24 protein-coding genes are annotated in these 26,504 nt (G+C 61.6%); 8 read left to right on the top strand and 16 right to left on the bottom strand.

Features of this window, described 5'->3' with window-relative positions:
• Nucleotides 1-22: 22 nt before the first annotated feature.
• The 13 genes from AC30D9_RS01990 to pedF all read right to left on the bottom strand — a co-directional run bounded on the left by AC30D9_RS01990 (nt 23) and on the right by pedF (nt 15,773).
• Nucleotides 23-625 (bottom strand): transposase, encoded by a 603-nt coding sequence (locus tag AC30D9_RS01990; RefSeq protein ID WP_116832535.1) that lies wholly within the window; start codon nt 623-625, stop codon nt 23-25.
• 474 nt (nt 626-1,099) lie between these two features.
• A complete protein-coding gene (gene mqo, locus AC30D9_RS01995) occupies nt 1,100-2,743 on the bottom strand; it encodes a malate dehydrogenase (quinone) (RefSeq protein ID WP_134924499.1) in 1,644 nt (547 codons plus the stop codon).
• A gap of 385 nt (nt 2,744-3,128) precedes the next feature.
• Complete coding sequence (locus AC30D9_RS02000) at nt 3,129-4,334, bottom strand: acetyltransferase domain-containing protein (RefSeq protein WP_490143302.1); 1,206 nt, start codon at nt 4,332-4,334, stop codon at nt 3,129-3,131.
• 159 nt (nt 4,335-4,493) lie between these two features.
• Nucleotides 4,494-5,864, bottom strand: a complete 1,371-nt coding sequence (locus tag AC30D9_RS02005) for a hybrid sensor histidine kinase/response regulator (protein WP_490143303.1) — start codon at nt 5,862-5,864, stop codon at nt 4,494-4,496.
• The gene (gene ercA / locus AC30D9_RS02010; RefSeq protein ID WP_109754282.1) at nt 5,848-7,005 is read right to left on the bottom strand and encodes an alcohol dehydrogenase-like regulatory protein ErcA; all 1,158 of its coding nucleotides are present in this window, start codon (nt 7,003-7,005) and stop codon (nt 5,848-5,850) included. The genes AC30D9_RS02005 and ercA overlap by 17 nt, the downstream gene beginning before the upstream one ends.
• Nucleotides 7,006-7,137: 132 nt before the next feature.
• Nucleotides 7,138-7,209, bottom strand: coding sequence for a pyrroloquinoline quinone precursor peptide PqqA (gene pqqA, locus AC30D9_RS02015; RefSeq protein WP_003243383.1), 72 nt, complete (start codon nt 7,207-7,209; stop codon nt 7,138-7,140).
• 247 nt (nt 7,210-7,456) lie between these two features.
• Nucleotides 7,457-8,977, bottom strand: coding sequence for an acetaldehyde dehydrogenase ExaC (gene exaC, locus AC30D9_RS02020; protein ID WP_116832538.1), 1,521 nt, complete (start codon nt 8,975-8,977; stop codon nt 7,457-7,459).
• A 288-nt stretch (nt 8,978-9,265) separates the two neighbouring features.
• Nucleotides 9,266-11,041, bottom strand: a complete 1,776-nt coding sequence (locus tag AC30D9_RS02025) for a PQQ-dependent methanol/ethanol family dehydrogenase (RefSeq protein ID WP_134924502.1) — start codon at nt 11,039-11,041, stop codon at nt 9,266-9,268.
• A gap of 398 nt (nt 11,042-11,439) precedes the next feature.
• Nucleotides 11,440-12,537 carry an RHS repeat-associated core domain-containing protein gene (locus tag AC30D9_RS02030; protein ID WP_307572144.1) on the bottom strand — a complete coding sequence of 366 codons (1,098 nt, stop codon included), beginning with the start codon at nt 12,535-12,537 and terminating at the stop codon, nt 11,440-11,442.
• Nucleotides 12,538-12,709: 172 nt separating this feature from the next.
• Nucleotides 12,710-13,645, bottom strand: coding sequence for a quinoprotein relay system zinc metallohydrolase 1 (locus tag AC30D9_RS02035; RefSeq protein ID WP_490143304.1), 936 nt, complete (start codon nt 13,643-13,645; stop codon nt 12,710-12,712).
• Between the two features lie 16 nt (nt 13,646-13,661).
• Nucleotides 13,662-14,420 carry a quinoprotein dehydrogenase-associated SoxYZ-like carrier gene (locus AC30D9_RS02040; protein WP_134924504.1) on the bottom strand — a complete coding sequence of 253 codons (759 nt, stop codon included), beginning with the start codon at nt 14,418-14,420 and terminating at the stop codon, nt 13,662-13,664.
• A gap of 10 nt (nt 14,421-14,430) precedes the next feature.
• The gene (locus AC30D9_RS02045) at nt 14,431-15,306 is read right to left on the bottom strand and encodes a substrate-binding periplasmic protein (protein WP_490143305.1); all 876 of its coding nucleotides are present in this window, start codon (nt 15,304-15,306) and stop codon (nt 14,431-14,433) included.
• 5 nt (nt 15,307-15,311) lie between these two features.
• A complete protein-coding gene (pedF, locus tag AC30D9_RS02050; RefSeq protein ID WP_109754245.1) occupies nt 15,312-15,773 on the bottom strand; it encodes a cytochrome c-550 PedF in 462 nt (153 codons plus the stop codon).
• A gap of 255 nt (nt 15,774-16,028) precedes the next feature.
• On the opposite strand from pedF, the gene exaA reads away from it, so the two are divergent.
• Nucleotides 16,029-17,885, top strand: a complete 1,857-nt coding sequence (gene exaA, locus AC30D9_RS02055) for a quinoprotein ethanol dehydrogenase (RefSeq protein ID WP_490143306.1) — start codon at nt 16,029-16,031, stop codon at nt 17,883-17,885.
• A 248-nt stretch (nt 17,886-18,133) separates the two neighbouring features.
• Complete coding sequence (locus AC30D9_RS02060; RefSeq protein WP_134924507.1) at nt 18,134-18,778, top strand: pentapeptide repeat-containing protein; 645 nt, start codon at nt 18,134-18,136, stop codon at nt 18,776-18,778.
• Between the two features lie 184 nt (nt 18,779-18,962).
• Here the strand turns inward: AC30D9_RS02060 and AC30D9_RS02065 are convergent, their stop codons facing one another.
• Genes AC30D9_RS02065 through AC30D9_RS02075 form a run of 3 tightly spaced genes read right to left on the bottom strand, consistent with a single transcriptional unit; the run spans nt 18,963 to nt 21,159 of the window.
• Nucleotides 18,963-19,601, bottom strand: a complete 639-nt coding sequence (locus AC30D9_RS02065) for a response regulator (RefSeq protein ID WP_134924508.1) — start codon at nt 19,599-19,601, stop codon at nt 18,963-18,965.
• The gene (locus tag AC30D9_RS02070) at nt 19,601-20,854 is read right to left on the bottom strand and encodes a HAMP domain-containing sensor histidine kinase (RefSeq protein ID WP_307572140.1); all 1,254 of its coding nucleotides are present in this window, start codon (nt 20,852-20,854) and stop codon (nt 19,601-19,603) included. Before AC30D9_RS02070 ends, AC30D9_RS02065 begins: the two co-directional genes overlap by 1 nt.
• 2 nt (nt 20,855-20,856) lie before the next feature.
• Entirely contained in the window at nt 20,857-21,159 is a 303-nt protein-coding gene (locus tag AC30D9_RS02075) for a hypothetical protein (protein ID WP_307572440.1), read from the bottom strand.
• Between the two features lie 119 nt (nt 21,160-21,278).
• Here AC30D9_RS02075 and AC30D9_RS02080 point away from each other — a divergent pair, with 119 nt between their 5' ends.
• From AC30D9_RS02080 to AC30D9_RS02105, 6 genes are all read left to right on the top strand, one after another.
• Nucleotides 21,279-22,445, top strand: coding sequence for an ABC transporter substrate-binding protein (locus tag AC30D9_RS02080; protein WP_490143307.1), 1,167 nt, complete (start codon nt 21,279-21,281; stop codon nt 22,443-22,445).
• A 26-nt stretch (nt 22,446-22,471) separates the two neighbouring features.
• Nucleotides 22,472-23,461, top strand: coding sequence for a YVTN family beta-propeller repeat protein (locus AC30D9_RS02085; protein WP_134924511.1), 990 nt, complete (start codon nt 22,472-22,474; stop codon nt 23,459-23,461).
• Nucleotides 23,458-24,189 carry an ABC transporter ATP-binding protein gene (locus AC30D9_RS02090; RefSeq protein WP_134924512.1) on the top strand — a complete coding sequence of 244 codons (732 nt, stop codon included), beginning with the start codon at nt 23,458-23,460 and terminating at the stop codon, nt 24,187-24,189. Before AC30D9_RS02085 ends, AC30D9_RS02090 begins: the two co-directional genes overlap by 4 nt.
• Complete coding sequence (locus AC30D9_RS02095) at nt 24,186-24,977, top strand: ABC transporter permease (RefSeq protein ID WP_490143308.1); 792 nt, start codon at nt 24,186-24,188, stop codon at nt 24,975-24,977. Before AC30D9_RS02090 ends, AC30D9_RS02095 begins: the two co-directional genes overlap by 4 nt.
• 266 nt (nt 24,978-25,243) lie before the next feature.
• Nucleotides 25,244-25,777 carry a PQQ-dependent catabolism-associated CXXCW motif protein gene (locus AC30D9_RS02100; RefSeq protein WP_134924514.1) on the top strand — a complete coding sequence of 178 codons (534 nt, stop codon included), beginning with the start codon at nt 25,244-25,246 and terminating at the stop codon, nt 25,775-25,777.
• A 60-nt stretch (nt 25,778-25,837) separates the two neighbouring features.
• Nucleotides 25,838-26,503 carry a response regulator transcription factor gene (locus tag AC30D9_RS02105; RefSeq protein ID WP_053122521.1) on the top strand — a complete coding sequence of 222 codons (666 nt, stop codon included), beginning with the start codon at nt 25,838-25,840 and terminating at the stop codon, nt 26,501-26,503.
• The last annotated feature ends 1 nt before the right edge of the window (nt 26,504 follow it).

Genomic DNA, 26,504 nt, shown 5'->3' on the forward strand with positions numbered 1-26,504 from the left:
CCCCCTGAATTCAAAGTACGGCTCAATTGCTTGCGGTCGATGTCGTGGCGTGCCGGGCCAGCCAGGTATGCAGCAGCGCGAAATTCAAGGAGAACTCCGGCATTTGCAGCAAGGCGCCACAGAACACTTCACCAATGATTTTCTGGATGAGCCGCACCGCCCGCGCGTCGCCCAGCAGCGTGGCGAGGTCTTTGCTCAGGACGTTGAAGCTCCAGACCTTCTGGTTCAGGTCCAGGCCGACGAACCAGCGGAACAGCAGGTTGTAGTTGAGCTGTTCGTAGAGTTGCTGCTCGCTGGGCACTGAATAGAGCAGTTGCAGCAGGAGGATGTGCATGGCGGTTTGCGGTGCGATCAGCATCTGGGCGCTGGCGTTGAGGCCTTGCAGCACCTCGCGATGCTCATCCAGCAGGTCATCGATCTGTGGCCGCAGCAACACCAGTGAATGGCCCTGCGGGATGTAGCTGGACACTTCCTTGAGCGCGCCCTGCCAGTCATCCTGGGAAACGATCCAGACCCATGGCGCGCCGTAGCGATACACCGAGACCGGCTGCTTGCGCGCCGCCTCGACGATCTTCGACAACCGCTGGTCAAGCTCCTGCATGCCCACTTTCGAATAACGTTCCATAGTCCCCATCGCCTCACTCCCGGCTTCGCGCCCCGGCTCCAAACGACCTGAAAGGTCCCCTCGAACACGTCACACAGGCATGACGGGAATGGCGATGTGCTACCGAACTTTTGTCATGAAAGCTTCATTTGGAAGGGTATGAAGCGTGCGGTTTGGTGGGAGCGAGCCTGATCGCGATCACGATGGCGCTGGATCAGTTGGCGGGATGTTGAATGGGCTGCCGTCTTCGCGAGCAGGCTCGCTCCCACAGGGGTTCTCGGGTGTTTTCAGATCTGATGCTCGCCTCAGGCGTTCTGCGGGAGCGGGTTTGCTCGCGAAAGCGGTGGATCAGTTCGAGATGATGTTGGATGGGCTGCCGATTTGCGAGCAAGCCCGCACAGTGGATGTCGGTATGGCCCGAGCGGCTTGTGATGGGAGAAAAAAAACGCCGCTCGATGAGCGGCGTTCTTCTTATCTCACCAGACAGTGTCCGGTTTACAGCGCCATGTCAGCCGCTGGGTTGGCTTCACGAGCAGCCGCCGGCTTGGCCGGTGCCGCAGGGGTCCCAGGCTTGCCGATCGCCGGCGGCGGATCCAGTTGCAGGACCTCGCTGGTGTAGGCCCATTCCTGGGCAACACGCTCAGGGCTATCGTTGAGCTTGGTGCCGTAGCTCGGCACGATCTGGCGCAGTTTTTCCTGCCAGGCCGGGCTGGCGACCTTGTCCTTGAAGACCTTCTCCAGCACGCTCAGCATGATCGGCGCAGCGGTCGAGGCGCCTGGCGAAGCACCCAGCAGGCCGGCGATGCTGCCGTCCTGGGAAGCGACCACTTCGGTGCCGAGCTTCAGGACACCGCCCTTCTCTTCGTCACGCTTGATGACCTGTACGCGCTGGCCGGCCTGCCACAGGCGCCAGTCTTCCTGCTTGGCTTCCGGGAAATATTCCTTCAAGGCATTGAAGCGGTCTTCGTCTGACAGCATCAGTTGACCGGCCAGGTATTCGACCAGTGGGTACTGTTCGATACCCACCTTGGTCATCGGCCACACGTTGTGGGTGGTGGTGCTGGTCAGCAGGTCGAAGTACGAACCGTTCTTCAGGAACTTGGTGGAGAACGTTGCGAACGGGCCAAACAGGATCACGCGCTTGCCATCCAGCACACGGGTGTCCAGGTGCGGAACCGACATTGGCGGAGCACCGACCGAAGCCTTGCCGTACGCCTTGGCCAGGTGCAGTTGGGCAACCGTCGGGTTTTCGGTGACCAGGAACGAACCACCCACCGGGAAACCTGCGTATTCACGCGCTTCCGGGATGTCGGACTTCTGCAGCAGGTGCAAGGCACCGCCGCCGGCGCCGATGAACACGAACTTGGCGTCGGTCTCGGTTTCGGTACCGTCTTTCAGGTTCTTGTAGGAAACGCGCCAGGTGCCGTCTTCGTTGCGGGTGATGTCTTCCACTTCGCTGGACAGCTTGAGGGAGAAGTTCGGCTTGGTTTGCAGATAAGCTGCGAATTGGCGGGTGATTTCGCCGAAGTTCACGTCAGTACCCAGGGGACTCCAGGTGGCCGCGACTTTCTGGCTCGGGTCACGCCCTTGCATCATCAGCGGAACCCACTTGCTGATCTGCTCGCGATCTTCGGAGTACTGCATGCCGGCGAACAACGGGCTGGCCTGGAGGGCTTCGTAGCGCTTCTTCAGGAACGCGATGTTCTCGTCGCCCCACAGGAAACTCATGTGTGGCGTGGAGTTGATGAACGAACGCGGGTTCTTCAACACGCCGTTCTTGACCTGCCAGGACCAGAACTGACGGGAGATCTGGAAGGCTTCGTTGATTTCGATGGCCTTGGAGATATCGACCTTGCCATTCTTGTCTTCCGGCGTGTAGTTCAACTCGGCCAGCGCGGAGTGGCCAGTACCGGCGTTGTTCCAGCCGTTGGAGCTCTCTTCGGCAACACCGTCCAGGCGCTCGACCATTTCCATGGTCCAGCCCGGCTCCAGCTCATTGAGCCAGACGCCGAGTGTCGAGCTCATGATGCCCCCACCAATGAGCAAGACATCCACTTTTTTTGGCTCGGCGGCGTGCGTGGTCGCAAGACCCATCGCCATCGCCAGGCCCAGTAGCGCCGTGTGTGTTTTCTTCAACATGTGTGTATCCCTAGGATGAACGCCATTCCGTCCACCTGCCCTGGTCAAGGATAGACCTCATCGGCCACCGGCAACGCCAGCAGGATGGGTATCGAGACGGACTGGAGGATGGACCTACAGGGCCGAGCGATACGTCGGCCTCTCGTTTATGTCTCTCCGGCGCTGACTTCTTGTAGGTCTTGGCTTCAGCTGGGGTGAGGGACGCTGCGAACGGTGTTCATCGGGCCTGGCGTGGCCGTGCCCGATTGTCGCAGCGGGGGGCAGTTTACATAAGGAAATAAACAGACCGAAGCGTCTTTTTACATTCCAGGCAAAAACGCCGACCAAATGACGGCATTTTAATGGCCCTGATCGGCACCGTTCGCGCGACCAGAGCCCCTGCGGGTCAAAGATACTTGAGGATCGCGATGTCACGCCGCCGTTGCTTGAACCCGGCGAACCAACGTGTAGGAAAAAACAGCACGACGCCCAGCAGCCCGCTCCACAACCACACCATGGGCAAATCATCGAACCCGAAATAGGTCCCTTGGTTGGTGCCCCAGATGGCAACCGCGATCAGGTACAGCGCCTTGAGCACGTAAAGGTGCAGCAGGTAAAAGAACATCGGTGCGCCACCATAGATCGCCAACAGCGCAATGGCACCCCGCTCCTGGGCTTTTTCAAAGAGTGCCAACAACATCAGCCCTATTCCCAGGGTCGGCATCAGGAACATCAGCGACGGCGGATACTTCGTCGCACTCATGAAGCTCATGTAGGTACGCAGCGCGTCGCCGGTCTGGACCCAGGGTTTGTCGCCGTATACGTTCAGGTAACGGATGAACACAAAGGCCAGCAGCAGGCCCAGGCCCGTCTTGAACAACCGCCGCAGGCGCACAGCGGGCTCGACATCCTTGCCAAACCACGGCCCGATGGCCCAACCCAGCAGGATCACGCCGATCCACGGCAGCACCGGATACGTGGTGCGGGCCCGGGTGAACTCGGTGATATCGATGAATGCCCGTTGATGAAGAATCGACCACGGCACGAAAAACGGAGAATCAGGCCCCAGCACCACACCGTCCAACAGATTGTGCCCGGCGACGATGGCAACGCCGAGGACGATCAGCCAACTGCGCTTGAGGTGCAGCAGCGCGGCCAGGACGATCATGCAGATGCCGATGCACCAGATCACTTGCAGCCACAGGATCTTGGGCGGGAACTCGGCGTTCCAGGCGAAACACACGAAGGTCAATTCCAGGAAGACCAGGAACAGGCCACGCTTGAGCAGGAACAACGAGGTCTGGCCGGCGGTGTGTTTCTGGCTGTAGAGCCAGGCCGACAGACCGGTGAGGAAAATGAAGACCGGGGCACAGAGCGTACTGAGCAGACGGGTGAAATACAGGTCAGGGGTCACGCTGAGCGCATCGATGGGATCAGTCACCTGACGGTGCAGCAGGAACGTCTCGCGAACGTGATCCACCAGCATCAGCAACATGACGAAACCGCGCAGGGCGTCGATGGCAAGCATGCGTACATGGATTTTGGCGGCGCTGGTCACAAGTGAAGGCGCGATGACGCCGGACGGGCTCGTCACGCTTGAAGGTAGGCTCATGGCATTACTCGGATGGAGGGTCGTTGGTCCATGCAAGGCGGGAAATGAGAATTCCTGCCAAACGAAAGCGGATAACATAACACGAAACTGCTATCGCGAGCAGGCTCGCTCCCACAAGGGTTTGTGGTAGTTGCGATTTCGGTGATCCTTATGAGACCGCTACCCGAGCATCTGGCTCAACACCGCCCGCAACTTGCCAGGCTTGACCGGTTTGTTGAGCAGCGGCGCTCCCAGTTTGCGCAGGGCGCGGCGGCATTGGTCGCTGCGGTCGGCGGTGATGATCACCGCCGGGATCGCCTGGTGGAAATGCTCGCGCAGATGCTTAACCACTTCACAGCCCACAACCCCATGATCCAGGTGGAAATCCGCCAGGATCAACTCCGGCGCGCGTTCTTGTAGCACGTCGAGGGCGCCCGCTTCGTCGGTGGCGGTCAACACTTCGCAGCCCCACTGCCCCAACAGCGCAGCCATGCTTTGCAAAATGCTCAGTTCGTTGTCGATTACCAACAAACGCCGCCCTGGCAACGGGTTGCCGGCCACCGCCTGTACGGGGAGCTGCGATACGGGCAAGGGTTTTTCGCTGGACAGCGGCACCTCGATACTGAACACCGAACCACGTCCCGGCCGAGAGCGCACCTGGACCCGATAGCCGAGGATGTGGGCGATGCGTTCGACAATCGCCAAGCCCAGGCCCACGCCTTTGCGGTCCGCCGCCCGGCCGACGTCGAGCTGGTTGAATTCAAGGAAAATCGACTCCAGGCAATCGGCAGCGATACCACGCCCGGTATCCCAGACTTCAATGCTCAATTGCCCTCCCCGGCGCCGGGCCGCCAGGAGAATACCGCCCTGATCGGTATAGCGGCAGGCATTGCTCAGCAGGTTGCGCAGGATACGGCTGATCAATCGCAAGTCGGTCAGCACCGCTTCGTCGCCAAACCGCGCCCGCAGGTCCAACCCGGCGGCGCCGGCCACCGATTGAAACTCTGAAACCAGCGGCCCCAGCAACTCATCCAGCCGATACGGCGCCAAGTCGGGCTTGACGGCGGCCTGATCCAGCCGGGAGATGTCCAGCAGGTCGGTGAGCAGGTCTTCGGCCCCTTCGAGCGCCTGGTGGGTCCGTTCCACCAGCACATGCTCGGCGCTAGGCAACTGGCGTTCGCGCAATGTGGCGATCAGCAGGCGGGCCGCGTTGAGTGGCTGCAACAGATCATGACTGGCGGCGGCCAGGTATTTGTCCTTGCTGCGATTGGCGGCCTGGGCGGCGTCCCGGGCATCGCGCAACTGCTGTTCGATCAACTCGCGCTGGGCGATCTGCTGCTGCAGGTTGTGGTTGGCCTCCAGCAACGCATCGGTGCGCTCGGCCACTCGCTGCTCCAGCTGATCATTGAGCTGTTGCAGGTGCTGCCGGGCCTGTTCCAGCTCATCGAGGCGCGCCGCCAGTTCCGGGTAGTGACTCTTGCGCGTTGAATGGTTGCCCAGCCCCAGCAGCCCGGCCAGGGCTTTTTGCTGCTCGTCAGAGGGCTTCGCCATAGACGACCTCGACATCCCGCTGGCTCGACTCCCGAGGATTGGTAAGGATGCACGGGTCATCCATCGCGTGTTGCGACAGGAACGGAATGTCCGAGGTGCTCACGCCATGCAGGCCCAGGGTCTCGTGGAAACCGATGGTGTGCTTGAGGGCAATCAGGTGCTCCACCAGCCGGGTGCGGATCTGCCGGTGGTTGAGCCCCCGGCAATCGATGCCCAGCGTCTCGGCAATCACCTTGAAACGGTCCGGCGCCGAGTTGTAGTTGAACGCCACTACGTGCTCCACCAGGACCGCGTTGCACAAGCCATGGGGTAAATCGAGGAAACCGCCCAGGCTATGGGACATCGCGTGAACTGCACCGAGAATCGCGTTGGAGAACGCCAACCCGGCCTGCATGCTGCCCAACATGATCTTTTCCCGCAGGGCAATGTCCGCCGGGTTGGCGATCATTTGCACCAGGTTACCGTTGATCAGGCGCATCGCTTCCAGCGCATGGGGGTCGGTCAGCGGGCCGTGGCCGGTGGACACGAAGGCCTCGATGGCATGTACCAAGGCGTCGATGCCGGTACAGGCGGACAGGAACGGGTCCATGCTCAGGGTGGTTTCCGGGTCGATCAGCGATACGTCCGGTACCGCCGCCTTGCTGACGATGGAAAACTTCATCCGTTCTTGCTGGTTGGAGATGATCACGAACTGCGACACGTCAGCCGACGTCCCCGCCGTGGTGGGAATCAGGATCAGCGGCGGGCTGGGTACATGCAGGGTATCGACGCCTTCGAACTCAAGAATGTTGCGGCCGTGGGCAACGACGATGCCGATGCCTTTACCGCAATCCATGGGGCTGCCACCACCCACCGCGACGATGACATCGCAATGGTTTTCCCGGTAAAGGTCGGCGCCGAGCATCACTTCCTCGACCCGCGGATTGGGCGAGACCGCGCTGTAGACACAGTAATCGATGCCTTGGGCCTGGAGGCTGGCTTCGACGTCAGCCACCCAACCGGCGGCGATGACCCCGGGATCGGTGACGATCAGCACCTTGCGTGCACCGAAGGTCTTGGCGTAATTGCCGACATTGTGCCGACAACCGGCACCGAACATGATTTCAGGGGAAACGAACTTGCGTAGCGGGCTGAGGCTCATTTTTTCAGGTACGTGGCTCATCGGTAAGCCTGTTGTTATTGTCGTGGAATACCTTGAGCCTAAAGCATCCCACCGCGATTGCAATCAGACCAATGGGTAGCCCGGCCTGAACGCTCCAGGCCGGGCCGGCACTCATCGGTTGGCGAAGTACATCGTCACTTCAAAGCCAATACGCAGGTCGGTGTACGCGGGTTTAGTCCACATGGGTCTTTCCTCTTCTTGTACCGGGCGATTCCGGCAAGGTCATTAATGCACGCTGTACCCGGCGTTCGAATGCTACTTTCGAAGCGGTGGGTGGGGTGCGTTGGTAGCAATGCTTGGCCTGCACAAATCCAACAATGTGGGAGCGGGCTTGCTCGCGAAGACGGTGGATCAGACACTGATCGAGTGACTGTGCCGCCGCTTTCGCGAGCAAGCCCGCTCCCACATTGGGTTTTGCAGTGTTGCTGGGTTAGAAGAACCCCAACGGATTGATGTCGTAGCTCACCAGCAGGTTCTTGGTCTGCTGGTAGTGGTCGAGCATCATCTTGTGCGTCTCACGACCCACGCCGGACTTCTTGTAGCCACCGAACGCGGCGTGCGCCGGGTACAGGTGGTAGCAGTTGGTCCACACACGACCGGCCTTGATCGCCCGGCCCATGCGGTAGGCACGGTTGATGTCGCGGGTCCACAGGCCGGCGCCGAGGCCGAACTCGGTATCGTTGGCGATGGCCAGGGCTTCGGCTTCGTCCTTGAAGGTGGTCACACCCACCACCGGGCCGAAGATTTCTTCCTGGAACACACGCATCTTGTTGTGGCCCTTGAGCAGGGTCGGCTGGATGTAATAGCCACTCGACAAGTCGCCCTCCAGATGCTCGGCCGCACCGCCGGTCAGCAGTTCGGCGCCCTCTTCCCGGGCGATTTCCAGGTAGGAGAGGATCTTGTCGTATTGCTGCTGGGACGCCTGGGCACCGACCATGGTCTCGGTATCCAGCGGGTTGCCACGCTTGATCTTGGCGATTTTCTTCATCACCTCGGCCATGAACGGCGCATAGATCGACTCCTGCACCAGGGCGCGGGATGGGCAGGTGCAGACTTCGCCCTGGTTGAAGAACGCCAGCACCAGGCCTTCGGCGGCTTTTTCGATGAAGGCCGGCTCGGCCTGCATGATGTCTTCGAAGAAGATGTTCGGCGACTTGCCGCCCAGTTCCACGGTGGACGGAATGATGTTCTCGGCGGCGCATTTCATGATGTGCGAGCCGACCGGGGTGGAACCGGTAAAGGCGATCTTGGCGATGCGCTTGCTGGTGGCCAGGGCTTCACCGGCTTCACGGCCGAAACCATGGACGATGTTCAACACACCGGGCGGCAGCAGGTCGGCGATCAGTTCGATGAAGACCGTGATCGACAGCGGCGTCTGCTCCGCCGGCTTGAGCACGATGCAGTTACCGGCGGCCAGGGCCGGGGCGAGTTTCCAGGCGGCCATCAGCAGCGGGAAGTTCCACGGAATGATCTGCCCGACCACGCCCAGCGGCTCATGGAAATGATAGGCCGTGGTCAGTTCGTTGATTTCGGCTGCCCCGCCCTCTTGGGCGCGAATGCAGCCGGCGAAGTAACGGAAATGGTCGGCCGACAGCGGTACGTCGGCATTGAGGGTTTCGCGTACGGCCTTGCCGTTGTCCCAGGTCTCGCTGATGGCGAGGACTTCCAGGTGCTGCTCAATACGGTCGGCGATTTTCAACAGCACCAGGGAACGGTCCTGCACCGAGGTCTTGCCCCAGGCGTCTGCTGCGGCGTGGGCGGCATCCAGGGCCTTGTCGATGTCGGCGGCGCTGGAGCGTGGGAACTCGGCGATGACTTCGCCGTTGACCGGGGACGTGTTGGTGAAGTACTCGCCATTGACCGGCGCGACGAATTCGCCGCCGATGAAATTGCCATAGCGCGGCTTGAAGGAAACGACGGCGCCTGGGGTTCCGGGTTGTGCGTAGATCATGATGGGCCTCTGCCTGGTCGATGCCTGTCACGGGACAGGCGATAGGCCGATGGTAGAGAGCCCCGCCGGCTGGACGAATGCGTCGTTGGCAGGGGGGGCTCTCGTTATTTGGTCGTAGGTTCTGGATTTCAGGAGCAAGAAGAACGGGGACTGGCTCTGCCCTTGTGGCGAGGGGATTTATCCCCGCTGGGTTGCGCAGCAGCCCCCCAAAAAAGCTCTGCGAGCGCTGCGCACTCGAGCGGGGATAAATCCCCTCGCCACAAGGGCAGCACCCTGCTTTATTTCAGCTCAGCGCTTGGCCACCAAATCCTTTGGCAACTTGAAGGTCCAGAGCATGCCGCCCTGGTTGAAGTCCTTCACGCGCTTGGCCACTTCGCCGCCCCACAACGGCACCGCGCCGCCCCAGCCAGAGACCACGGAGACGTATTGCTCGCCGTCCATTTCCCAGGTGATGGGCGAGCCGAGCACACCGGAACCGGTCTGAAATTCCCAGACCTTTTCCCCGGTCTTGGCGTTGAACGCTTGCAGGAAACCTTCAGGCGTACCGGTAAACACCAGGTTGCCCTTGGTGGTCAGCACCCCGCCCCACAGCGGCGCATAGTTCTTGTGGCGCCAGACTTCCTTACCCGTCTTCGGATCGATCGCCCGCAGCACGCCAATGTAATCCTCGTTCAGCGGCTTGATGGTGAAACCGGCGCCAAGGAACGCCGCACCTTTCTTGTAGGCGATGCCTTCGTTCCAGATGTCCATGCCCCACTCGTTGGATGGCACATAGAACAACCCGGTGTCCTGGTTATAGGCCATCGGCATCCAGTTTTTCGCGCCGAGGAAGGCCGGTGCCACGAATACCGAGCTGCCCTTCGCCTCGCTGCCCGGCGCGCCCGGACGGCTGGCCTCGTTGTAGATCGGCCGACCGTCCTTGTCCAGGCCAGTGGCCCAGGTGATCTTGTCGACAAACGGGAAGCCACGGATGAACTTGCCGTTGGTGCGGTCGAGCACATAGAAGAAGCCGTTGCGGTCGGCGGTGGCGGCAGCCTTGATGTCCTTGCCACCTTCCTTGTAGTTGAACGAGATCAGCTCGTTGACGCCGTCATAGTCCCAGCCGTCGTGAGGCGTGCTCTGGAAGTGCCACTTGATGGTGCCGTCGTCCGGGTTCAGGGCCAGGCGCGACGAGGAATAGAGGTTGTCACCAGGGCGCAGGTGGGAGTTCCACGGTGCCGGGTTGCCGGTGCCGAACAGCAGCAGGTTGGTTTCCGGGTCGTAGTAACCGCCCAGCCAAGGCGCGGCACCGCCGGTTTTCCAGAGATCGCCCGGCCAGGTCTTGCCGGCCTCGCCGCCGGAAATACCGTTCTCGACCGCCTTGCCGTCCTTGTAGACGTAGCCCATGTGGCCTTCCACGGTTGGGCGGGTCCAGAGCAGTTCGCCATTTTTCGGATCATAGGCGCTGATCTGGCCCACCACGCCGAACTCGCCACCGGCCACGCCCGTGATCAGCTTGCCGTTGACGATCAACGGCGCGGCGCTGATGGAGTAGCCTTCCTTGTGGTCGGCGACTTTCTTGCTCCACACCACTTTGCCGGTGTCCTTGTTCAGGGCCACCAGCTTGGCGTCGAGGGTGCCGAAGAACACCAGGTCGCCATACAGCGCCACGCCACGGTTGATCACGTCGCAGCAAGGGCGGATGTCATCAGGCAGGCGCGCATCGTACTGCCACAGTTTCTTGCCGGTGCGCGCATCCACCGCGAATACCCGCGAATAGGAACCGGTGAGGTACATCACCCCGTCCTTGATCATCGGCTGGGCTTGCTGGCCACGCTGCTTCTCGCCGCCGAAGGAGAACGCCCAGACCGGGCGCAGGTCCTTGACGTTATTGACATTGAGGGTATCGAGCGGGCTGTAGCGCTGGCCCTGGACCCCCAGGCCGTTGGTCACGACCTGCTGCGGGTTCTTCGGGTCCTGGAGAATTTCCTGATCGGTCACGGCTGCAAGGGCCGAACCGGACAGCAGCATGGCACTGAGCAGCAGGCTCACGGCGAAGGGTTGGCGACGTGCGGGATGACTCATGACGGCTACCTCTGCGGTTATTGTTATACCCGGGAATTTTTCCCGGTCTGCCACAGATTCTTGGGCTCGGGGCCGCCGGCAACAATTGCCCGCTGTGTTGAGTTTTCTAGTTCCTTGGTACATGTCAAAGGCGGCTTGGTCGGCCTACACAACGCCCCGTGGCGAGGGAGTGAGCAACTGCCTCTCTTATTTGAGCACCCTGACGCTTGTGCGGCGGTCTCGCCGGTAAAAACCACAACTCCTTGGGCATCCAATGTAGTCTGCTTAAGGTCTTTCTATCTACCGCGCAAGTACTTTGCGCGAGTTCGGTTGCGCTCCTTCACCAATTTAGCAACCTCTTGAAATGTGGCTGATTGCAGTCTAGCTCGATACGGACTCAACTATTTCCGGGGGCGATATTATGGAGGCAAATAAGTCAAGTATTTGTCGCGAATTCGATCTTGCTCTGCAACCAACTTAGAAACCTCCTCTAATGAAAACAATCGCAACCTAAGTTTATACGAGGCAACTATTTCCTTGTTGAATTTGAGAGTTTTGCTTTCCAGGGCACCCGCAAGATGCATACCCTCATCCGACACCACTCCCTCCAAATATTTAAAGACATCATAGTAGTTAGCTTGATCGATGGTCGCTTGGCGCTGCATGAGGTCTAAATAAGGTTTTGGAAATTTGTCTGTCAATGAAGAAAACGGATGTGTTTCAGGGCGCGCTACCTTATAAGCAAGGTTATCAAGTCGGATTCCGGTTTTTGGCGTGGTGGTGTTTTGGATGTCGCCCCCCGCGTCCAATACATTCTTATCTGCTGTGAAGATCTGCCTCTGAGCATCAAGTGTAATTTTCTCAATCTTTTCACCTAAAGCATTAATCCTTTTTAACGCACGAAATCCGTCAGAACTGGCGACCCCTCCCTTTGTCCAAAGACTTTGACCTACGTAAGTTTTTTTCAAGCCTAACAATGCCTGTGGAGTGTTCCCTGTAGGATCTCTTCTATTAATCGGGTCACCCAAGCAGTATGTATACCCATTTAGCCCACCTTCCCCAAACGGACTAAAACTGTCTGAACTGTTAAATCGCATCAACACCGGGCTGAACGCCCGACGCCCATTACCCAATAAATAATGCCCGGTCACCGGGTCCGCTCGCTCACCGTTGAATCCCAGTAAACTGGCTATACCGCGATCAATGGGACGATGGCCGTAAGGTGAATAGGCGATGGATTGTCGCTGGCTGTTCTCACCGAGCGTGTGCAACACCGACCGCTGGCAATCGGTTATCAGCAGCGTAGCGTCAAACTTATCGCCGTGACGCTGTTGCGCGAGTAGCTGGTCATCGTGTTGGAATATTGAATTTTTTATCGTGCCTTGAATCTCTGTGGCCAGACGTTTTTTACAGTAGAAACGCTGAAATTCAGGCTCATCCAGCAGCGTACAGCCGATCAATCGGTCGAGCGGGTCGTAATGGTATCGACAGAGTAGCGGTTCGTGTTGGGGAGACATGAGATGACACCCTCGTAAGTTTTAACGTGCAATTGAAGGGTATTCGGTAACTGCATCAGGCGACCACTAACAGAACTGTTAGGTGAGCGAATTGGAACACCGCGCTTTTGGATGCTTCAGGCAGTTGCGCAGCCCAGCGGGAGCAAGCTCCCTCGCCACGGGACAGCTTGAATCATTCGGGTTTGGTGTCCACCCGCTTCATCCCCGCTCGCTCGTAACATGGATAGAGATGGCTGACGCTACGAATCAACTCATAGCGACTCAAACTGATCCCCGCAAAGCGCTCGGGAATGGGGCTGCGGATCATCTCGGCCATGTCGTCGCCCCGGGCCGCGCCGTCGCGCATCAGTTGGTCGAGCCAGCCCAGGTAGTCGCGCATCTGCAAGAAAGGCCGGGCATCGGTCGCGACCGGGCCGTGGCCGGGCACGATCTGCTTCCAGGGCAAGGCCTGCAAGGTGTCCAGATCCCTGAGCCAGACTTCGAGCCCCGGGCTGTTGGGGGTGGTGAGGGCGCGTTCGTAGAACACCAGGTCGCCGGCGAACAGCACGCCAGTGGTTTCGTCGAAGATCGCCAGGTCGGCCCCGGTGTGCCCGGCCAGTTGCAGCAGGCGCAAGGTATGGTTACCCGCCTTCAACACACCGGGCTCCAACACCTGGGTTGGCAACACCACCTCGGTGCCGCGCATCCAGTCGCCCACCAGCCGGTACATGTTTTCCGCCAGCGCATCGCCCTGTTGCCGTAGCAGGTCCGCGGTGCCCGCCAACGCCCCGATGGGCGCGTCACTGAAAGCCTGATTGCCCAGTACATGGTCGGGGTGATGATGAGTCAGCAAGACCTGGATGATTGGCTTATCGGTGGTCGCGGCAATGGCCTGGCGTAGCGCCTCGCCATAGCGCTTCGAAGGCCCGGTGTCGATCACCACCACGCCGGCATCGGTGACGATGAACGCCGTGTTGACGATGTTGCCGCCGTTGGCCTTGGCAAAATTTTCGGTGCTGCCTTCCAGCAGCCAGGTGCCTTCGGCGATCTGCCGGGGCTTGAGCGAGTAGTCTGTCGCGGCCCAGGTCGGCCAGCACAGGCTCACGAATATCAGCAACAACCAGCGCATGGTGCGCTCCTTGTGGTCAGGGGATCGCCGCCTCGAACGTGTTGCCGCTGTTGTCGCGCAGCAACAGGCGAGTCTGCCCTGGGCCTTGTATGTCGAAGCCCAGGTTGGGGTTTTCGCTGACCGCCGGGAACAACTCCAGGCGCGCCAACACCTGGCCCTCGGCGTCCAGCAGTTGCGCCTGGTTGAGGAAGAATTCCGGGATGCCGCTCACCAGGCCGTTATCCATTGGATGGGCCACCTGTAGACGCAGGCGGCTCGAATCGCCCCGGGGATAGCGGGCACCCAGCACCTCGCCCAAGTGCTCCTCCCACCCCGGCTGGGTGCGCACTACGCTGGGCGCGGTGCAGCCACCACCGGCCGCATCGATCAGGGTCGAACCGACGTGCCACAGGCCATCGCGGGTCTGCACCGCGGCGCGTAACGGGGTGGCTTGCTCGATACGAATGCGGATTGACAGCCAGGGCAGCACCCGCTCTCCGGGTTGGAAGTCGACGATTTTCGGCAACGGGTTCAACTCGGCCCAGGCCAGCACCCGTACGACATCGCCGGCGAAGGCCCGGGCATCGATTTCCAGTGGGACCTGGCGCGCGTCTTCGGCAAAAGGCGGGGCCAGCAACCGCACCCGATCGTCGAACACGAACGGCGCATCGTCCAACAGTTGCTTGTGATAAAAGGCCCACATCACCGACGGCACCGGATCCTTGCCTGGCTCGCCGGCCGCCCACGCGATCATCGGCAGGCCGCACCACAGCAGGCACCACATGGCCCATTTCATCCCTGCGCTCCTATTGATACATCTCGGGCACGTCGTAACGCAGGCCGTAATGGGCATAGACGGTCTTGACGCTGCCGTCGCGGATCAAGCCTTCCAGAGCCTCTTCCACCGCATAGGCCAACTGACGGTTGCTTTCGTGCACCGCCATGCCGATTTCCCAGCGTTGCTTGCCCATGTTCGGGTAGGCATTTTCCGCCAACGCCAATTGTGGATCAGCGGCCTCGTGCACCTGCCAGTCGATTTCCCCACGCATGGCCATGACGGCGTCGACTTCCCCGGCCTGCATGGCCTTGAAGGCCTGGCCGACACCGGGATAATGGTGGGTCTTGGCGCTGAGCATGCCGTTGAACACTGACGTCAGGTAGAACGACGGCACGCTGTCGACTTCAACGCCAATGGGGTGTTGCTGGAACACCGCGACGCTGCCCACCGAATCCAGTCGGCGGCGGTCATATGCCACCTGCCAGCACTCTTGCTGATAAGGCCCGAACATCACCACCTGGGCGTTTGCCAGTTCGCCGATATCGTTGCGCTTTTGCACGTAGTCGTGATCGTAGGGCACGCGCATCATCAAGTCGGCCAATTGCCGGTCGTGCAACGGACTGCTGCGCCAGATGTAATCGCGCAGGTCGTCATCGAGCTTTTCCCCGGGCGGTGCCCAGATCAATTGCAGGCGCACGCCAAGCGCCTCGGCCAAGGCCTGGGCCAGCTCCACGTCCACGCCCTTGGGTTGGCCGTGGTCTTCGAAGCTGTAGGGCGCGAAGTCCTTGTAGACCGCGACCTTCAACTCGCCGGCGGCGATCATCTGGTCGTAGCTGCGCACCTGCGCCTGCACCGCTTGGCCACACAAGAGCAAGCTGCACATTACCCACGCGAACAGGCGCATGGCGATCACTCCTCGACGTGCACGCTGTCGAGATAGGTGCGCACCGCCCACAAGGCTTCCTGACTCAGGTAGTCGGCCATTTTCGGCATGTAGACCCGACCGTCGCGTACCGCGCCGTGGCGGACGCGCTCGACAAACCACTCATCGCCGGCTTCGGCGGCGTCAAGCATGCGCAGGTCCGGGGCGATCCCACCGGACTTGGCCTCCAGGCCATGGCAAGCCGCGCAGTTCTGGTTGTAGGCCGAGGCGCCGATTTCCACGGCTTTGTCACGCTCGGGGGAGTTGCGATACGGGTTCTGGGAAGCCCACCCATCAGCGTCCAACGGCAAGTTGGCGTCCTTGATCGGGGTCAGACCCTTGGTTTCCACTGCCTGGGGCACTACGTTGCCATGGGCCCATGCGGAGCCTGCGCCGATCAGCCCCATCAATAGTGCGGTAGCGATGATGGCGTTGCGTTTTGTTGTCATTGTTATGCCCTCTCAGATTGCACGCAAGACCTCTGTGAAGAAGCCGTGCCGTCATCTTAGGAACCCCCCTGCCCCAGCCGAATGCTGCTTTGGTGGCCGCGTTCTAGTTCCTTGGTAGCAAGCCATCCGACGCAGGTCGTAAAGACAGGCGGTTCGGGAAGTCTTCCCGGCGAAGGCGGGACTTTTTCCGTATCGGCAAGGTCGTGGCACGACTCACCCTAGTCAGGCCAAAACCTTTCACTGGGAACTGCCACCATGAGAATAAAAACGCTACCCGCCCTCTCTTCCTTGACCGTTGCCTTGCTACTGGCCGGTAGTCTGTCGCTGAGCCCCTTGGCCAGCGCTGCCGTCACCTGGGAAGACATCGCCAACGATCACCTGACCACCAAGGACGTGCTGCAATACGGCATGGGCACCAACGCCCAGCGCTGGAGCCCGCTGGCCCAGGTCAACGACAAGAACGTGTTCAAACTGACCCCGGCCTGGTCCTACTCGTTTGGCGACGAGAAGCAGCGCGGCCAGGAGTCCCAGGCTATCGTCAGCGACGGCGTGGTGTACGTCACCGGCTCGTACTCGCGGGTGTTCGCCCTCGACGCCAAGACCGGTAAACGCCTGTGGACCTACAACCACCGGCTGCCGGACAACATTCGCCCGTGCTGCGACGTGGTCAACCGCGGCGCGGCCATCTATGGCGACAAGATCTACTTCGGCACCCTGGACGCACGGGTGGTCGCCCTGGATAAAAACACCGGCAAGGTGGTGTGGAACAAGAAGTTCGGCGACCACGCCGGCGGCTATACCATGACCGGCGCTCCAGTGCTGATCAAGGACAAGACCAGTGGCAAGGTGCTGCTCATCCACGGCAGTTCCGGCGACGAGTTCGGGGTGGTCGGGCAACTGTTCGCCCGCGACCCGGACACCGGTGACGAAGTCTGGATGCGTCCCTTCGTCGAAGGCCACATGGGCCGCCTCAACGGCAAGGACAGCACGCCGACCGGCGACGTCAAGGCGCCGTCCTGGCCCGACGACAAGACCACTGAAACCGGCAAGGTCGAAGCCTGGAGCCACGGCGGCGGTGCACCTTGGCAGAGCGCCAGTTTCGACGCCGAGACCAACACCATCATCGTCGGCGCGGGCAACCCCGGCCCGTGGAACACCTGGGCGCGCACGGCCAAGGATGGCAACCCCCACGATTACGACAGCCTCTACACCTCCGGCCAGGTCGGTGTCGACCCAAGCACCGGCGAGGTGAAGTGGTTCTACCAACACACGCCCAACGATGCCTGGGACTTCTCCGGCAACAACGAGTTGGTGCTGTTCGACTACAAGGACAAGGCCGGCAAGGTGGTCAAGGCCACCGCCCACGCGGACCGCAACGGTTTCTTCTACGTGGTGGACCGCAACAACGGCAAGCTGCAGAACGCCTTCCCCTTCGTCGACAACATCACCTGGGCCAGCCACATCGACCTGAAGACCGGTCGCCCAGTGGAAAACCCCGGCCAGCGTCCGGCCAAGCCATTGCCGGGTGAAACCAAGGGCAAACCGGTGGAGGTCTCGCCACCGTTTCTCGGCGGCAAGAACTGGAACCCCATGGCCTACAGCCAGGACACCGGGCTGTTCTACGTCCCCGGCAACCAATGGAAAGAGGAGTACTGGACCGAGGAAGTGAACTACAAGAAGGGCTCGGCCTACCTGGGCATGGGCTTTCGCATCAAGCGCATGTACGACGATCACGTCGGCAGCCTGCGGGCGATGAACCCCACCACCGGCAAAGTGGTCTGGGAGCACAAGGAAGCATTGCCGTTGTGGGCCGGCGTGCTGGCGACCAAGGGCAACCTGGTGTTCACCGGTACCGGCGACGGTTTCTTCAAGGCCTTCGACGCCAAGACCGGCCAGGAGCTGTGGAAATTCCAGACCGGCAGCGGCATCGTCTCCCCGCCCATCACCTGGGAACAGGACGGCGAGCAGTACATCGGCGTGACCGTCGGCTACGGCGGCGCCGTGCCGTTGTGGGGTGGCGACATGGCCGAACTGACCAAGCCGGTGGCCCAGGGCGGGTCGTTCTGGGTGTTCAAGATTCCGAGTTGGGATAACAAGGTGGCCCGCCAATAGCCCTTGTGGGAGCGAGCCTGCTCGCGATGGCGGTGGTTCAGTTGGCAGTGATGTTGAATGTGCCGACGGCTTCGCGAGCAAGCCCGCTCCCACAGTTGATGGTTGTCGGACACAAAATCTGTGTCCGCTGCAGATCCCTTGTGGGAGCGGGCTTGCTCGCGAAAGCGATGGTTCAGTCAGCGGTGATGTTGAATGTCCCGCCGCTATCGCGAGCAGGCTCGCTCCCACAGTCAACCGAGTTTACTGCCATGAGATTTCTCCCTCTGCTGCTTCTGCTCATCTGCGTCCATGCCAACGCCGACAACACCGAAACACCTCTGACCATCAACGGCTGCCTCATCGCCGAAGCCAGTCAATGCCCCGGCGCCAACCTGCGTGGCGCAAAACTGGCGAACCAGGACCTGCGCAAAATGAACCTCAGCGGTGCCGACCTGCGCGACGCCGACCTGCGCCATTCGCGACTGGACCTGGCCAACCTTGAAAAAGCCCAGCTACAGGGCGCCAACCTGACCCGTGCCAGCCTGCAACAAAGCAACCTGCGCCTGGCCGACTTCACTGGCGCGACGCTCAAGGCGATCCAGGGTTGGGGGCTGTTCGCCCAGGGTGCGCAGTTCCAGCGTGCCGACCTGACCGCCGCCTATCTTCAGTTCGCTCGCTTGTCCGGCGCGCGACTGCACGAGGCCAACCTGCAAGCCGCTGACCTGGAAATGGCCTGGCTGAGCAAGGCCGACCTCAAGGGCGCTGACCTGCGTGACGCCAACCTGCAAGAAGCCAAGCTTGGCGAAAGCAACCTGGAACAGGCCAATCTCAGTGGCTCTCGCCAGCATTACGGGAATTTTCAGGATGCGAATATGCAGGGCTGCACGGGGTGCCCGGCGTCCTGGGATCAGTAAAATTTCCAGCTACACACAGTTCTTGTGGCGAGGGGATTTATCCCCGCTGGGCTGCTCAGCAGCCCCAAGACCAACACCTCACAGTGTCAGATTCACTCAATTGAATGTACTGGGGCTGCTGCGCAGTCCAACGGGGATAAATCCCCTCGCGACAGTTGATCGTCATCGCCTGGAAATAAGGGTTTCAACCGGCCACCCGCACCACTCCGAGGTCGATCCCCAAGTGCACCAATTCGGCATGGGAGCTGACCTGCAACTTGCTCTTGAGCAGGGTCAGGTGGTTGGACACGGTCTTGGCACTGATGCACAGCTGTTCGGCGATGGTGCGTGCGGGGGTGCCCTTGGCGAGCATGACGAAGATCTCCAACTCCCGTTGGGTCATGCATTGCAGGCGTGGGTCGACATCGTGCCTGGAGCTGGCGCAGGCCAGTTGCGTGGCCAGGGACTGCTCGATGTAGGCATGGCCGGCCAGCACCCGGCGTACCGCTTCCACCAGCACCTGGGGCGCCGAATTCTTGGTCAGATAGCCCATAGCACCGGCGTCCAGCGCCTGGCGCACCAATGGCAATTCATCGTGCATACTGAAGAACAACACGCGCAGTTGCGGCAGGCGCTGACGCAAGCGCCGGGTGGTTTCCAGGCCGCTGATACCGGGCAGGCCGAAGTCCATGATCACCAGGTGCGGCACCTGCTCCTGCACCAGGCTCAAGGCCTCCTCTCCGGTGGCCGCTTCGCGGACCAGCAGGTCCGGCATCAACACCCGCAGCAGGCTGGCATAGCCCTGCCGTACCACCGCGTGGTCATCCACCAACAAAATGTTCATCAAGCCTCCAAGGCAATATTCAAGGCCAGCGCCCAACCGGCGCCAGGCTGGCTGACGATACGCAACTCACCTCCCAGGCTGCGGGCCCGCTCGGACATCGAGTGCAAACCAACGCCCGCACGCGCCGGTTGCGCGGCCCCACGGCCGTTGTCACGCACCAGCAGACGCAGGCGTCCGGCACGGTGTTGCAGGCGAATGCGCACCTCGCTGGCACCAGCATGGCGAGCGACGTTGGTCAGGGCTTCCTGCAACAAGCGATACAGATGGGTCTTGTCGGCGCCGGACAACGGCGGCAACACCTCATCGATCGACACCCGGCAGGCAATGCCCTGGGTCTTTTGCCATTGCCCCGCCAACACCCCTATGGCATCGCTCAACGACAAGTGCTGCAACACCACCGGGTACAAGTCATGCACCAGCGCCCGGAAGCCATGCTGCAAGTGCTCGCAATGGTCTTCGAGCTGGCTGACGGTCTGCTCCAGCGCTTGCGGCTGGTTTGTCACCAGGCGCAACAGGCAGGCGTGAGCGCGAATGCCGGCCACGTATTGGCCCAGGTCATCGTGCAGGGTCTGGGCCAGCCGGGTGCGTTCCTGTTCCTGCACCGCCAGCAAGGCCTGGGTGAGCCGGGCGTTGTCAGCCTGGGCCTCGGCCAGGGCGGCGGTCATGCGGTTGAAGTGCCCCGCCAGTTGCTGCGCTTCCGGGAGTCCCTCAGTGCCCAGGCGTACCTGCAGGTTTCCGGCAGACACCTGACGCAGCGCCTGCAGCAACTCATCGAGCAAACGCATGCCCCGGCGCACCGCCCAGCGGATCACCAGCAGGCTGAGCAACAGCGCCAGGGCGCAAACGCCCAGCAGTTGCACCAATGAATCGAGAATCTCGTCGATTTCATCCCGAGGATCGACGGCAATCCAGGCCCGCCGACCGTCAGGCAAATCCACCACCTGGGCGGCGGGCCCGTCCTCCAGGAGTCGACGCCCGAACCAGGCCTTTATCCCTTTCTCATCCGCCGGAAACAGCTCCCCAGGGGCCAACCAGTGGACCCGCACATGACGCAAGCTACCGGTCAAGCGCACCTGGAGACTGGCCGGGTCGCGCTCGGCGGTTTCGCGCAGGTAATGCACCACCGACTCGGCCGATTGCAACTCTCGTTTCACATCGGTCGTGGCTTGGTGCAACAACAGGACGGCACAGGCCAGGGTGACCAGGGCGAAAAAGGCTGACACCCAGAGGTTGATGCGCCAGAGGGCTGACATGGTTAGCGGCCCATTGCCGGGATGAACTCACATCCGCGCCGGACACAAATCCCTTGTGGGAGCGAGCCTGCTCGCGATAGCGGCGGTTCAGTCGACAATAATGTTGGATGAGAGGCCGCTATCGCGAGCAGGCTCGCTCCCACCGGGGTTACGGGGTGGCCGCAGCTTTTATGTCCATTGCACCCGATTTTTTTACCCGCCAGCCGGTCAACGCCAACCAGGCTCAGGATCAGCAGAAACGGCAGCAGCAGCGCTTTGAGAATCCGCATGGTCTGTCCCTCCTGGTCAATGACGATGCCTTGCATGCTAAAACCCCGGCCGCCAAGGCGAGTTACTACCTTGGTACTGCCCCGGCGGTACTTTCTACATATTTCCCCAGGCCCCCTGGCTTCCTATGCTGGCGCTACCCGCAATGGAGGATGTCATGCGCCGGCTCGTCAGTTACGCCTTGGTTTCTCTGCTGGCAGCGGCAACCGCTCACGCTGGCGATGCCACACCGCTGCAAGTGCGCATCGGCTACCTTGGCTATCGCCCCGACCCCGGCCCGCTGCTGTCCAACGTCATTGCCGAACCGGCCGATGCCGGCTTGCGCGGTGCTGAACTGGCGATCATCGACAGCAACAGCACCGGACGTTTTCTCAAGCACGACTACCGCCTGGAAACCGCCAGAGTCGACACTCCCGAAGCGCTGCTCCAGGCCGCCCGCGCCCAACACGACCAGGGCCTGCGATTGTTCGTGGTCAACGCACCGGCCGCTAGCCTGCGCCAGCTCAGCGCCGCCCTTCCCGACAGCCTGCTGTTCAACGCCGGCAGCCCCGACGACAGCCTGCGTACCACCGACTGCCTGGGCAATGTGCTGCACAGCCTGCCCGACCGCGCCACGCTCGCCGATGCCCTGGTGCAGTTCAGCGTCGTGCGCAAATGGCAGCGGGCCTTGTTGATCGTCGGCCAGACGCCCGAGGACCAGGCCTATGCCGCCGCACTGCGCCGGGCCATGAAACGCTTCGGCATGAAGATCGTCGCCGAGAAAACCTGGCAGTTCGACAACGACCAGCGCCGCAGCGCCCAGGCCGACATGCCGCTGTTCACCCAGACCGCCGAATACGACGTGGTGCTGGTGGCCGATGAGCGCGGCGACTTCGGCGAATACCTGCCCTACCAGACCTGGTACCCGCGCCCGGTGGCCGGCACTCAAGGGCTGACGCCGACTGGCTGGCACAAGACCGTGGAAACCTACGGCGCGGCGCAGTTGCAAAAGCGCTTCGAGGCCCTGGCCGGACGCTGGATGAACGACCGCGACTTCGCCGCCTGGATCGCCGTGCGCAGCATCGCCAGCGCCGTGAGCAAGTTGCGTCAGGACGACCCCCTCGCCATCCGCCAACTGGCCCTCAGCGACCAATTGCCCCTGGACGGTTTCAAAGGCCGCAAGCTCAGTTATCGGCCCTGGAACGGCCAGTTGCGCCAACCCATTCCCCTGGTCCAGCCCCGGGCGCTGGTCAGTACCTCGCCCCAGGACGGTTTCCTCCACCCTACCAATGAAATGGACAGCCTGGGCTATGACCAGCCCGAAGTGAGCTGCCGTTACCCCTGATCGATAACAACAATAAGGAAACCGCCATGCGTCGCTCCCTGATTTACCCGGCCCGGCTCTGCCAAGCCCTCGCCCTGGGCGCTGCCCTGCTGGCCGCTGGCCCTGCCGTTGCCAGCATCGCCTGGGTCTCCAACGAGAAAGACAACAGCCTGAGCCTGATCGACATGCAAAGCCTGGAAGTCATCGACACCCTGCCGGTGGGCCAGCGCCCCCGAGGCCTGTTGCTGTCCCACGACAATCGCCTGCTGTACATCTGCGCCAGCGATTCGGACCGGGTCCAGGTGATGGACGTCGCCACCCGCAAGATCATCAAGGAACTGCCCTCCGGCAAGGACCCCGAGCAATTCGCCCTGCACCCCAACGACCGTTGGCTGTACGTGTCCAACGAAGACGATGCGCTGGTGACCGTGATCGACACCCAGACCTCCGAAGTGCTGGGCCAGATCGGCGTGGGTGTCGAGCCCGAAGGCATGGCCGTCAGCCCTGACGGCAAATGGGCGGTCAACACCAGTGAAACCACCAACATGCTGCACTGGATCGACACCAGCACCCAGACCCTGGCCGACAACACCCTGGTGGACCAGCGGCCGCGTTTCGTCGAGTTCAATCGCGACGGTACGCAGCTCTGGGCCTCGGCGGAGATCGGCGGCACGTTGACCGTGCTCGATGTGGCTACGCGTAAAATCCTCAAGACCCTGACGTTCCAGATCAAGGGCGTGCATCCGGACAAGGTCCAGCCGGTGGGCATCAAGCTCAGTGCCGACGGCAAGCTGGCGTTCGTCGCCCTGGGCCCGGCCAACCATGTGGCGGTGATCGACGCCAAGACCTTCGAAGTGCTGGACTACCTGCTGGTGGGCCGGCGGGTCTGGCAACTGGCGTTTACCCCGGACCAGAAGCAACTGTTGGCGACAAACGGCGTCAGCGGTGACGTCTCGGTGATCGATGTGGAGAGCCGCAAGGTCCTCAAGTCGGTGAAAGTCGGGCGCTACCCTTGGGGCGTGGTGGTCACGCCATGAACGCCCTGGAGGTCAGCGACCTGAGCTTCGCCTATGGGGCGCGCGAGGCCCTCAAGCAGATGAGTTTCAGCCTGCCCGCCGGACGGTTCGCCGCGCTGCTGGGGCCCAACGGGGCCGGTAAGTCGACGCTGATCGCCCTGCTCACCCGGCTGTATGACTTGCAACACGGCGATATCCGCGTTGGCGGCCACTCCTTGCGAAAAGCGCCAAGACCGGCCTTGCGCCAGTTGGGCGTAGTGTTCCAACAGAGCACCCTGGACCTGGACCTGAGCATTGAACAGAACCTGCGCTATCACCTGGCGCTGCACGGTTTCTCGCGACGCCAGGGCGCCGTCCGCATCGACGCCGAACTGACCCGCCAGCACCTGACCGAGCGGCGCCACGAGCGGGTGCGCGACCTCAATGGCGGCCATCGGCGTCGAGTGGAAATCGCCCGCGCCCTGCTCCATGAACCGCGCCTGTTGCTGCTCGACGAACCCAGCGTCGGCCTCGATCCGGCTAGCCGCCTCGCCCTGGGCCTGCACATCCGGCAACTGTGCAGCGAACAAGGCATCAGCGTGCTCTGGACCACTCACCTGCTGGACGAAGTGCAGCCCAGCGACGACCTGTTGATCGTGCATCAAGGCCGCCTGGTCGCCAGTGGCCGCGCCGATGCCGTGAGCCTGGAACACGGCGGCAGCCTCGGCTCAGCCTTCACACACTTGACCGCCAAGGGAGTCCACCCATGAGCGCGCACTGGTATTGTTTCAGCGGCATCGTGACGCGCGAATGGCTGCGCTTCGTGCTGCAACGCACACGGCTACTCAGCGCCCTGGTACGGCCACTGCTGTGGCTGCTGGTGTTCGCCGCCGGCTTTCGCGCGGCCCTGGGCATCGCCATCATCGCCCCCTACGACACCTACATCCCCTACGAGGTGTACATCGTGCCGGGGCTGGCCTGCATGATCCTGTTGTTCAACGGCATGCAGGGCTCGCTGTCGATGGTCTATGACCGGGAAATGGGCAGCATGCGCGTCCTGCTCACCAGCCCCCTGCCCCGGGCGTTCCTGCTGGCGAGCAAGTTACTGGCGACCTCGCTGATTTCGCTGCTGCAGGTCTATGCCTTCCTCGCCATCGCCTGGCTGTACGGCATCCAGCCGCCGGCCATGGGCCTGCTGCTGGCCCTGCCGGCGCTGCTGCTGGTGGCGCTGATGCTCAGCGCCCTGGGCTTGTTGCTGTCCAATGCCATCCGGCAACTGGAGAACTTTGCCGGGGTGATGAATTTCGTGATTTTCCCGCTGTTCTTCCTGTCTTCGGCACTGTACCCGCTGTGGAAAATGCAGGAAGCCAGCCCCTGGCTGTACTGGCTCTGCGCAGTCAGCCCGTTCACCCATGGCGTGGAATTGGTGCGTTTTGCCCTGTATGAGCGGTTCAACCTGCTGGCGATGGTGGTGTGCGTGGGGTTGACCCTGGTGTTCGCACTGCTGGCAGTGTGGACGTTCAATCCGCAGCATGCGGCGTTGCGCAAGGCCAGTTGAGGCTGCCCCATGCAAATCCTCCTGTGGGTGGATTCCCCTGTGGGAGCGAGCCTGCTCGCGATTGCGGTGGTTCAGCGAGTAAAGATGTGACTGGTAGACCGCAATCGCGAGCAGGCTCGCTCCCACAGAGGCTGTGCATGACTTCGCGACCATGCTTGTCTTTAAAGCCAAATTACTACTTTAGTACTGGTTTTCCTGTCTATGGTCGCATTCACAAGACCTCGACCCTGGCATGTAATGGGCGCATAACAAAAAGGATAAATCCTATGCCCCGTTTGCTGCCGATCCTCCTGCTGGGCCTGGCGCTGAATGTCGCGCAGGCCGATACCGCGCTGTTTTCAGCACAGGGCTATCGCATCGCCCAATACCGCAGCCCGACGCCCGCCACCGTCGACGGCGGCCAGACCCTCGACACCCAGGCCCTGCAACGCCTGCTCGACCAAGCCTCACCCCCGATCCTGATCGACGTCTATCGCCGTCCCTGGGTCCAGGGACGTTTCATCGACAGCGAACCCCATGCCAACCTCCCCGGCAGCCTGTGGCTGGCCAATACCGGTGACGGCGATCTCGACCCCACCTGGCAGGCCTACTTCAGCCATCACCTGCGCACTGCCACCGGCGGGCGGCTGGATCTACCGCTGGTCTTTTATTGCCGCGCCGATTGCTGGCTGAGCTGGAACGCGGTAAAACGCGCCGCGGCCATGGGCTATAACCATGTGTATTGGTACCGCGATGGCCTCGATGCCTGGGAGGCGGCCAACCTGCCCCTGCAAGCGGCCCGGCCCGAGCCCTTTCCATGATCTTGCAAAAAAGTGCCTGCAACTGCCCTGCCCCACACGACAATAACGAGGTGAATGGCCATGTATAAAATCCTGATAGCCGACGATCACCCACTGTTTCGCGAAGCCATCCACAACGTCATCAGCGACGGTTTTCCTGGCAGCGAGGTCATGGAGACCGCCGACCTGGACAGTGCCCTGGCATTGACTGCCGAGCACGACGACCTGGACCTGATCCTGCTGGACCTGAACATGCCCGGCATGCACGGGCTCAATGGCCTGATCAACCTGCGCAACGAGGCGCCCACCATTCCGGTGGTGATCGTCTCCGCCGAGCAGGACAAGCAAGTGGTGCTGCAGGCCATCACCTATGGCGCGGTGGGCTTCATCACCAAATCCTCGCCACGCTCGCAGATGACCGACGCCATCGAGCAGATCCTCAACGGCAACGTGTACCTGCCGCCCGACATCATTCGCACGCAAAAAAGCCCGATGGGCCGGCGCCTGAACGAAACCCCGGCGTTCCCGCCGGAACTGCTCCAGGCCCTGACCCGCAAGCAACTGCTGGTACTCGAACGCATGACCAAGGGCGAGTCGAACAAGCAGATCGCCTACACCCTGGACATCGCCGAAACCACGGTCAAGGCCCACGTCTCGGCGATCCTGCGCAAGCTCAACGTACATAACCGGGTGCAGGCGATCCTCAGTGCCGGGGATATTGATTTCGGGGCTTATCTGCGGCGTTGAC

It is taken from the genome of Pseudomonas sp. DF11 (assembly GCF_058148565.1).

Bases quoted from the DNA above. Each gene is read 5' to 3' on its own strand.
- AC30D9_RS01990 (WP_116832535.1), bottom strand. From the start codon at position 625: ATGGAACGTTATTCGAAAGTGGGCATGCAGGAGCTTGACCAGCGGTTG.
- mqo (WP_134924499.1), bottom strand. From the start codon at position 2,743: ATGTTGAAGAAAACACACACGGCGCTACTGGGCCTGGCGATGGCGATG.
- AC30D9_RS02000 (WP_490143302.1), bottom strand. From the start codon at position 4,334: ATGAGCCTACCTTCAAGCGTGACGAGCCCGTCCGGCGTCATCGCGCCT.
- AC30D9_RS02005 (WP_490143303.1), bottom strand. From the start codon at position 5,864: ATGGCGAAGCCCTCTGACGAGCAGCAAAAAGCCCTGGCCGGGCTGCTG.
- ercA (WP_109754282.1), bottom strand. From the start codon at position 7,005: ATGAGCCTCAGCCCGCTACGCAAGTTCGTTTCCCCTGAAATCATGTTC.
- exaC (WP_116832538.1), bottom strand. From the start codon at position 8,977: ATGATCTACGCACAACCCGGAACCCCAGGCGCCGTCGTTTCCTTCAAG.
- AC30D9_RS02025 (WP_134924502.1), bottom strand. From the start codon at position 11,041: ATGAGTCATCCCGCACGTCGCCAACCCTTCGCCGTGAGCCTGCTGCTC.
- AC30D9_RS02030 (WP_307572144.1), bottom strand. From the start codon at position 12,537: ATGTCTCCCCAACACGAACCGCTACTCTGTCGATACCATTACGACCCG.
- AC30D9_RS02035 (WP_490143304.1), bottom strand. From the start codon at position 13,645: ATGCGCTGGTTGTTGCTGATATTCGTGAGCCTGTGCTGGCCGACCTGG.
- AC30D9_RS02040 (WP_134924504.1), bottom strand. From the start codon at position 14,420: ATGAAATGGGCCATGTGGTGCCTGCTGTGGTGCGGCCTGCCGATGATC.
- AC30D9_RS02045 (WP_490143305.1), bottom strand. From the start codon at position 15,306: ATGCGCCTGTTCGCGTGGGTAATGTGCAGCTTGCTCTTGTGTGGCCAA.
- pedF (WP_109754245.1), bottom strand. From the start codon at position 15,773: ATGACAACAAAACGCAACGCCATCATCGCTACCGCACTATTGATGGGG.
- exaA (WP_490143306.1), top strand. From the start codon at position 16,029: ATGAGAATAAAAACGCTACCCGCCCTCTCTTCCTTGACCGTTGCCTTG.
- AC30D9_RS02060 (WP_134924507.1), top strand. From the start codon at position 18,134: ATGAGATTTCTCCCTCTGCTGCTTCTGCTCATCTGCGTCCATGCCAAC.
- AC30D9_RS02065 (WP_134924508.1), bottom strand. From the start codon at position 19,601: ATGAACATTTTGTTGGTGGATGACCACGCGGTGGTACGGCAGGGCTAT.
- AC30D9_RS02070 (WP_307572140.1), bottom strand. From the start codon at position 20,854: ATGTCAGCCCTCTGGCGCATCAACCTCTGGGTGTCAGCCTTTTTCGCC.
- AC30D9_RS02075 (WP_307572440.1), bottom strand. From the start codon at position 21,159: ATGCAAGGCATCGTCATTGACCAGGAGGGACAGACCATGCGGATTCTC.
- AC30D9_RS02080 (WP_490143307.1), top strand. From the start codon at position 21,279: ATGCGCCGGCTCGTCAGTTACGCCTTGGTTTCTCTGCTGGCAGCGGCA.
- AC30D9_RS02085 (WP_134924511.1), top strand. From the start codon at position 22,472: ATGCGTCGCTCCCTGATTTACCCGGCCCGGCTCTGCCAAGCCCTCGCC.
- AC30D9_RS02090 (WP_134924512.1), top strand. From the start codon at position 23,458: ATGAACGCCCTGGAGGTCAGCGACCTGAGCTTCGCCTATGGGGCGCGC.
- AC30D9_RS02095 (WP_490143308.1), top strand. From the start codon at position 24,186: ATGAGCGCGCACTGGTATTGTTTCAGCGGCATCGTGACGCGCGAATGG.
- AC30D9_RS02100 (WP_134924514.1), top strand. From the start codon at position 25,244: ATGCCCCGTTTGCTGCCGATCCTCCTGCTGGGCCTGGCGCTGAATGTC.
- AC30D9_RS02105 (WP_053122521.1), top strand. From the start codon at position 25,838: ATGTATAAAATCCTGATAGCCGACGATCACCCACTGTTTCGCGAAGCC.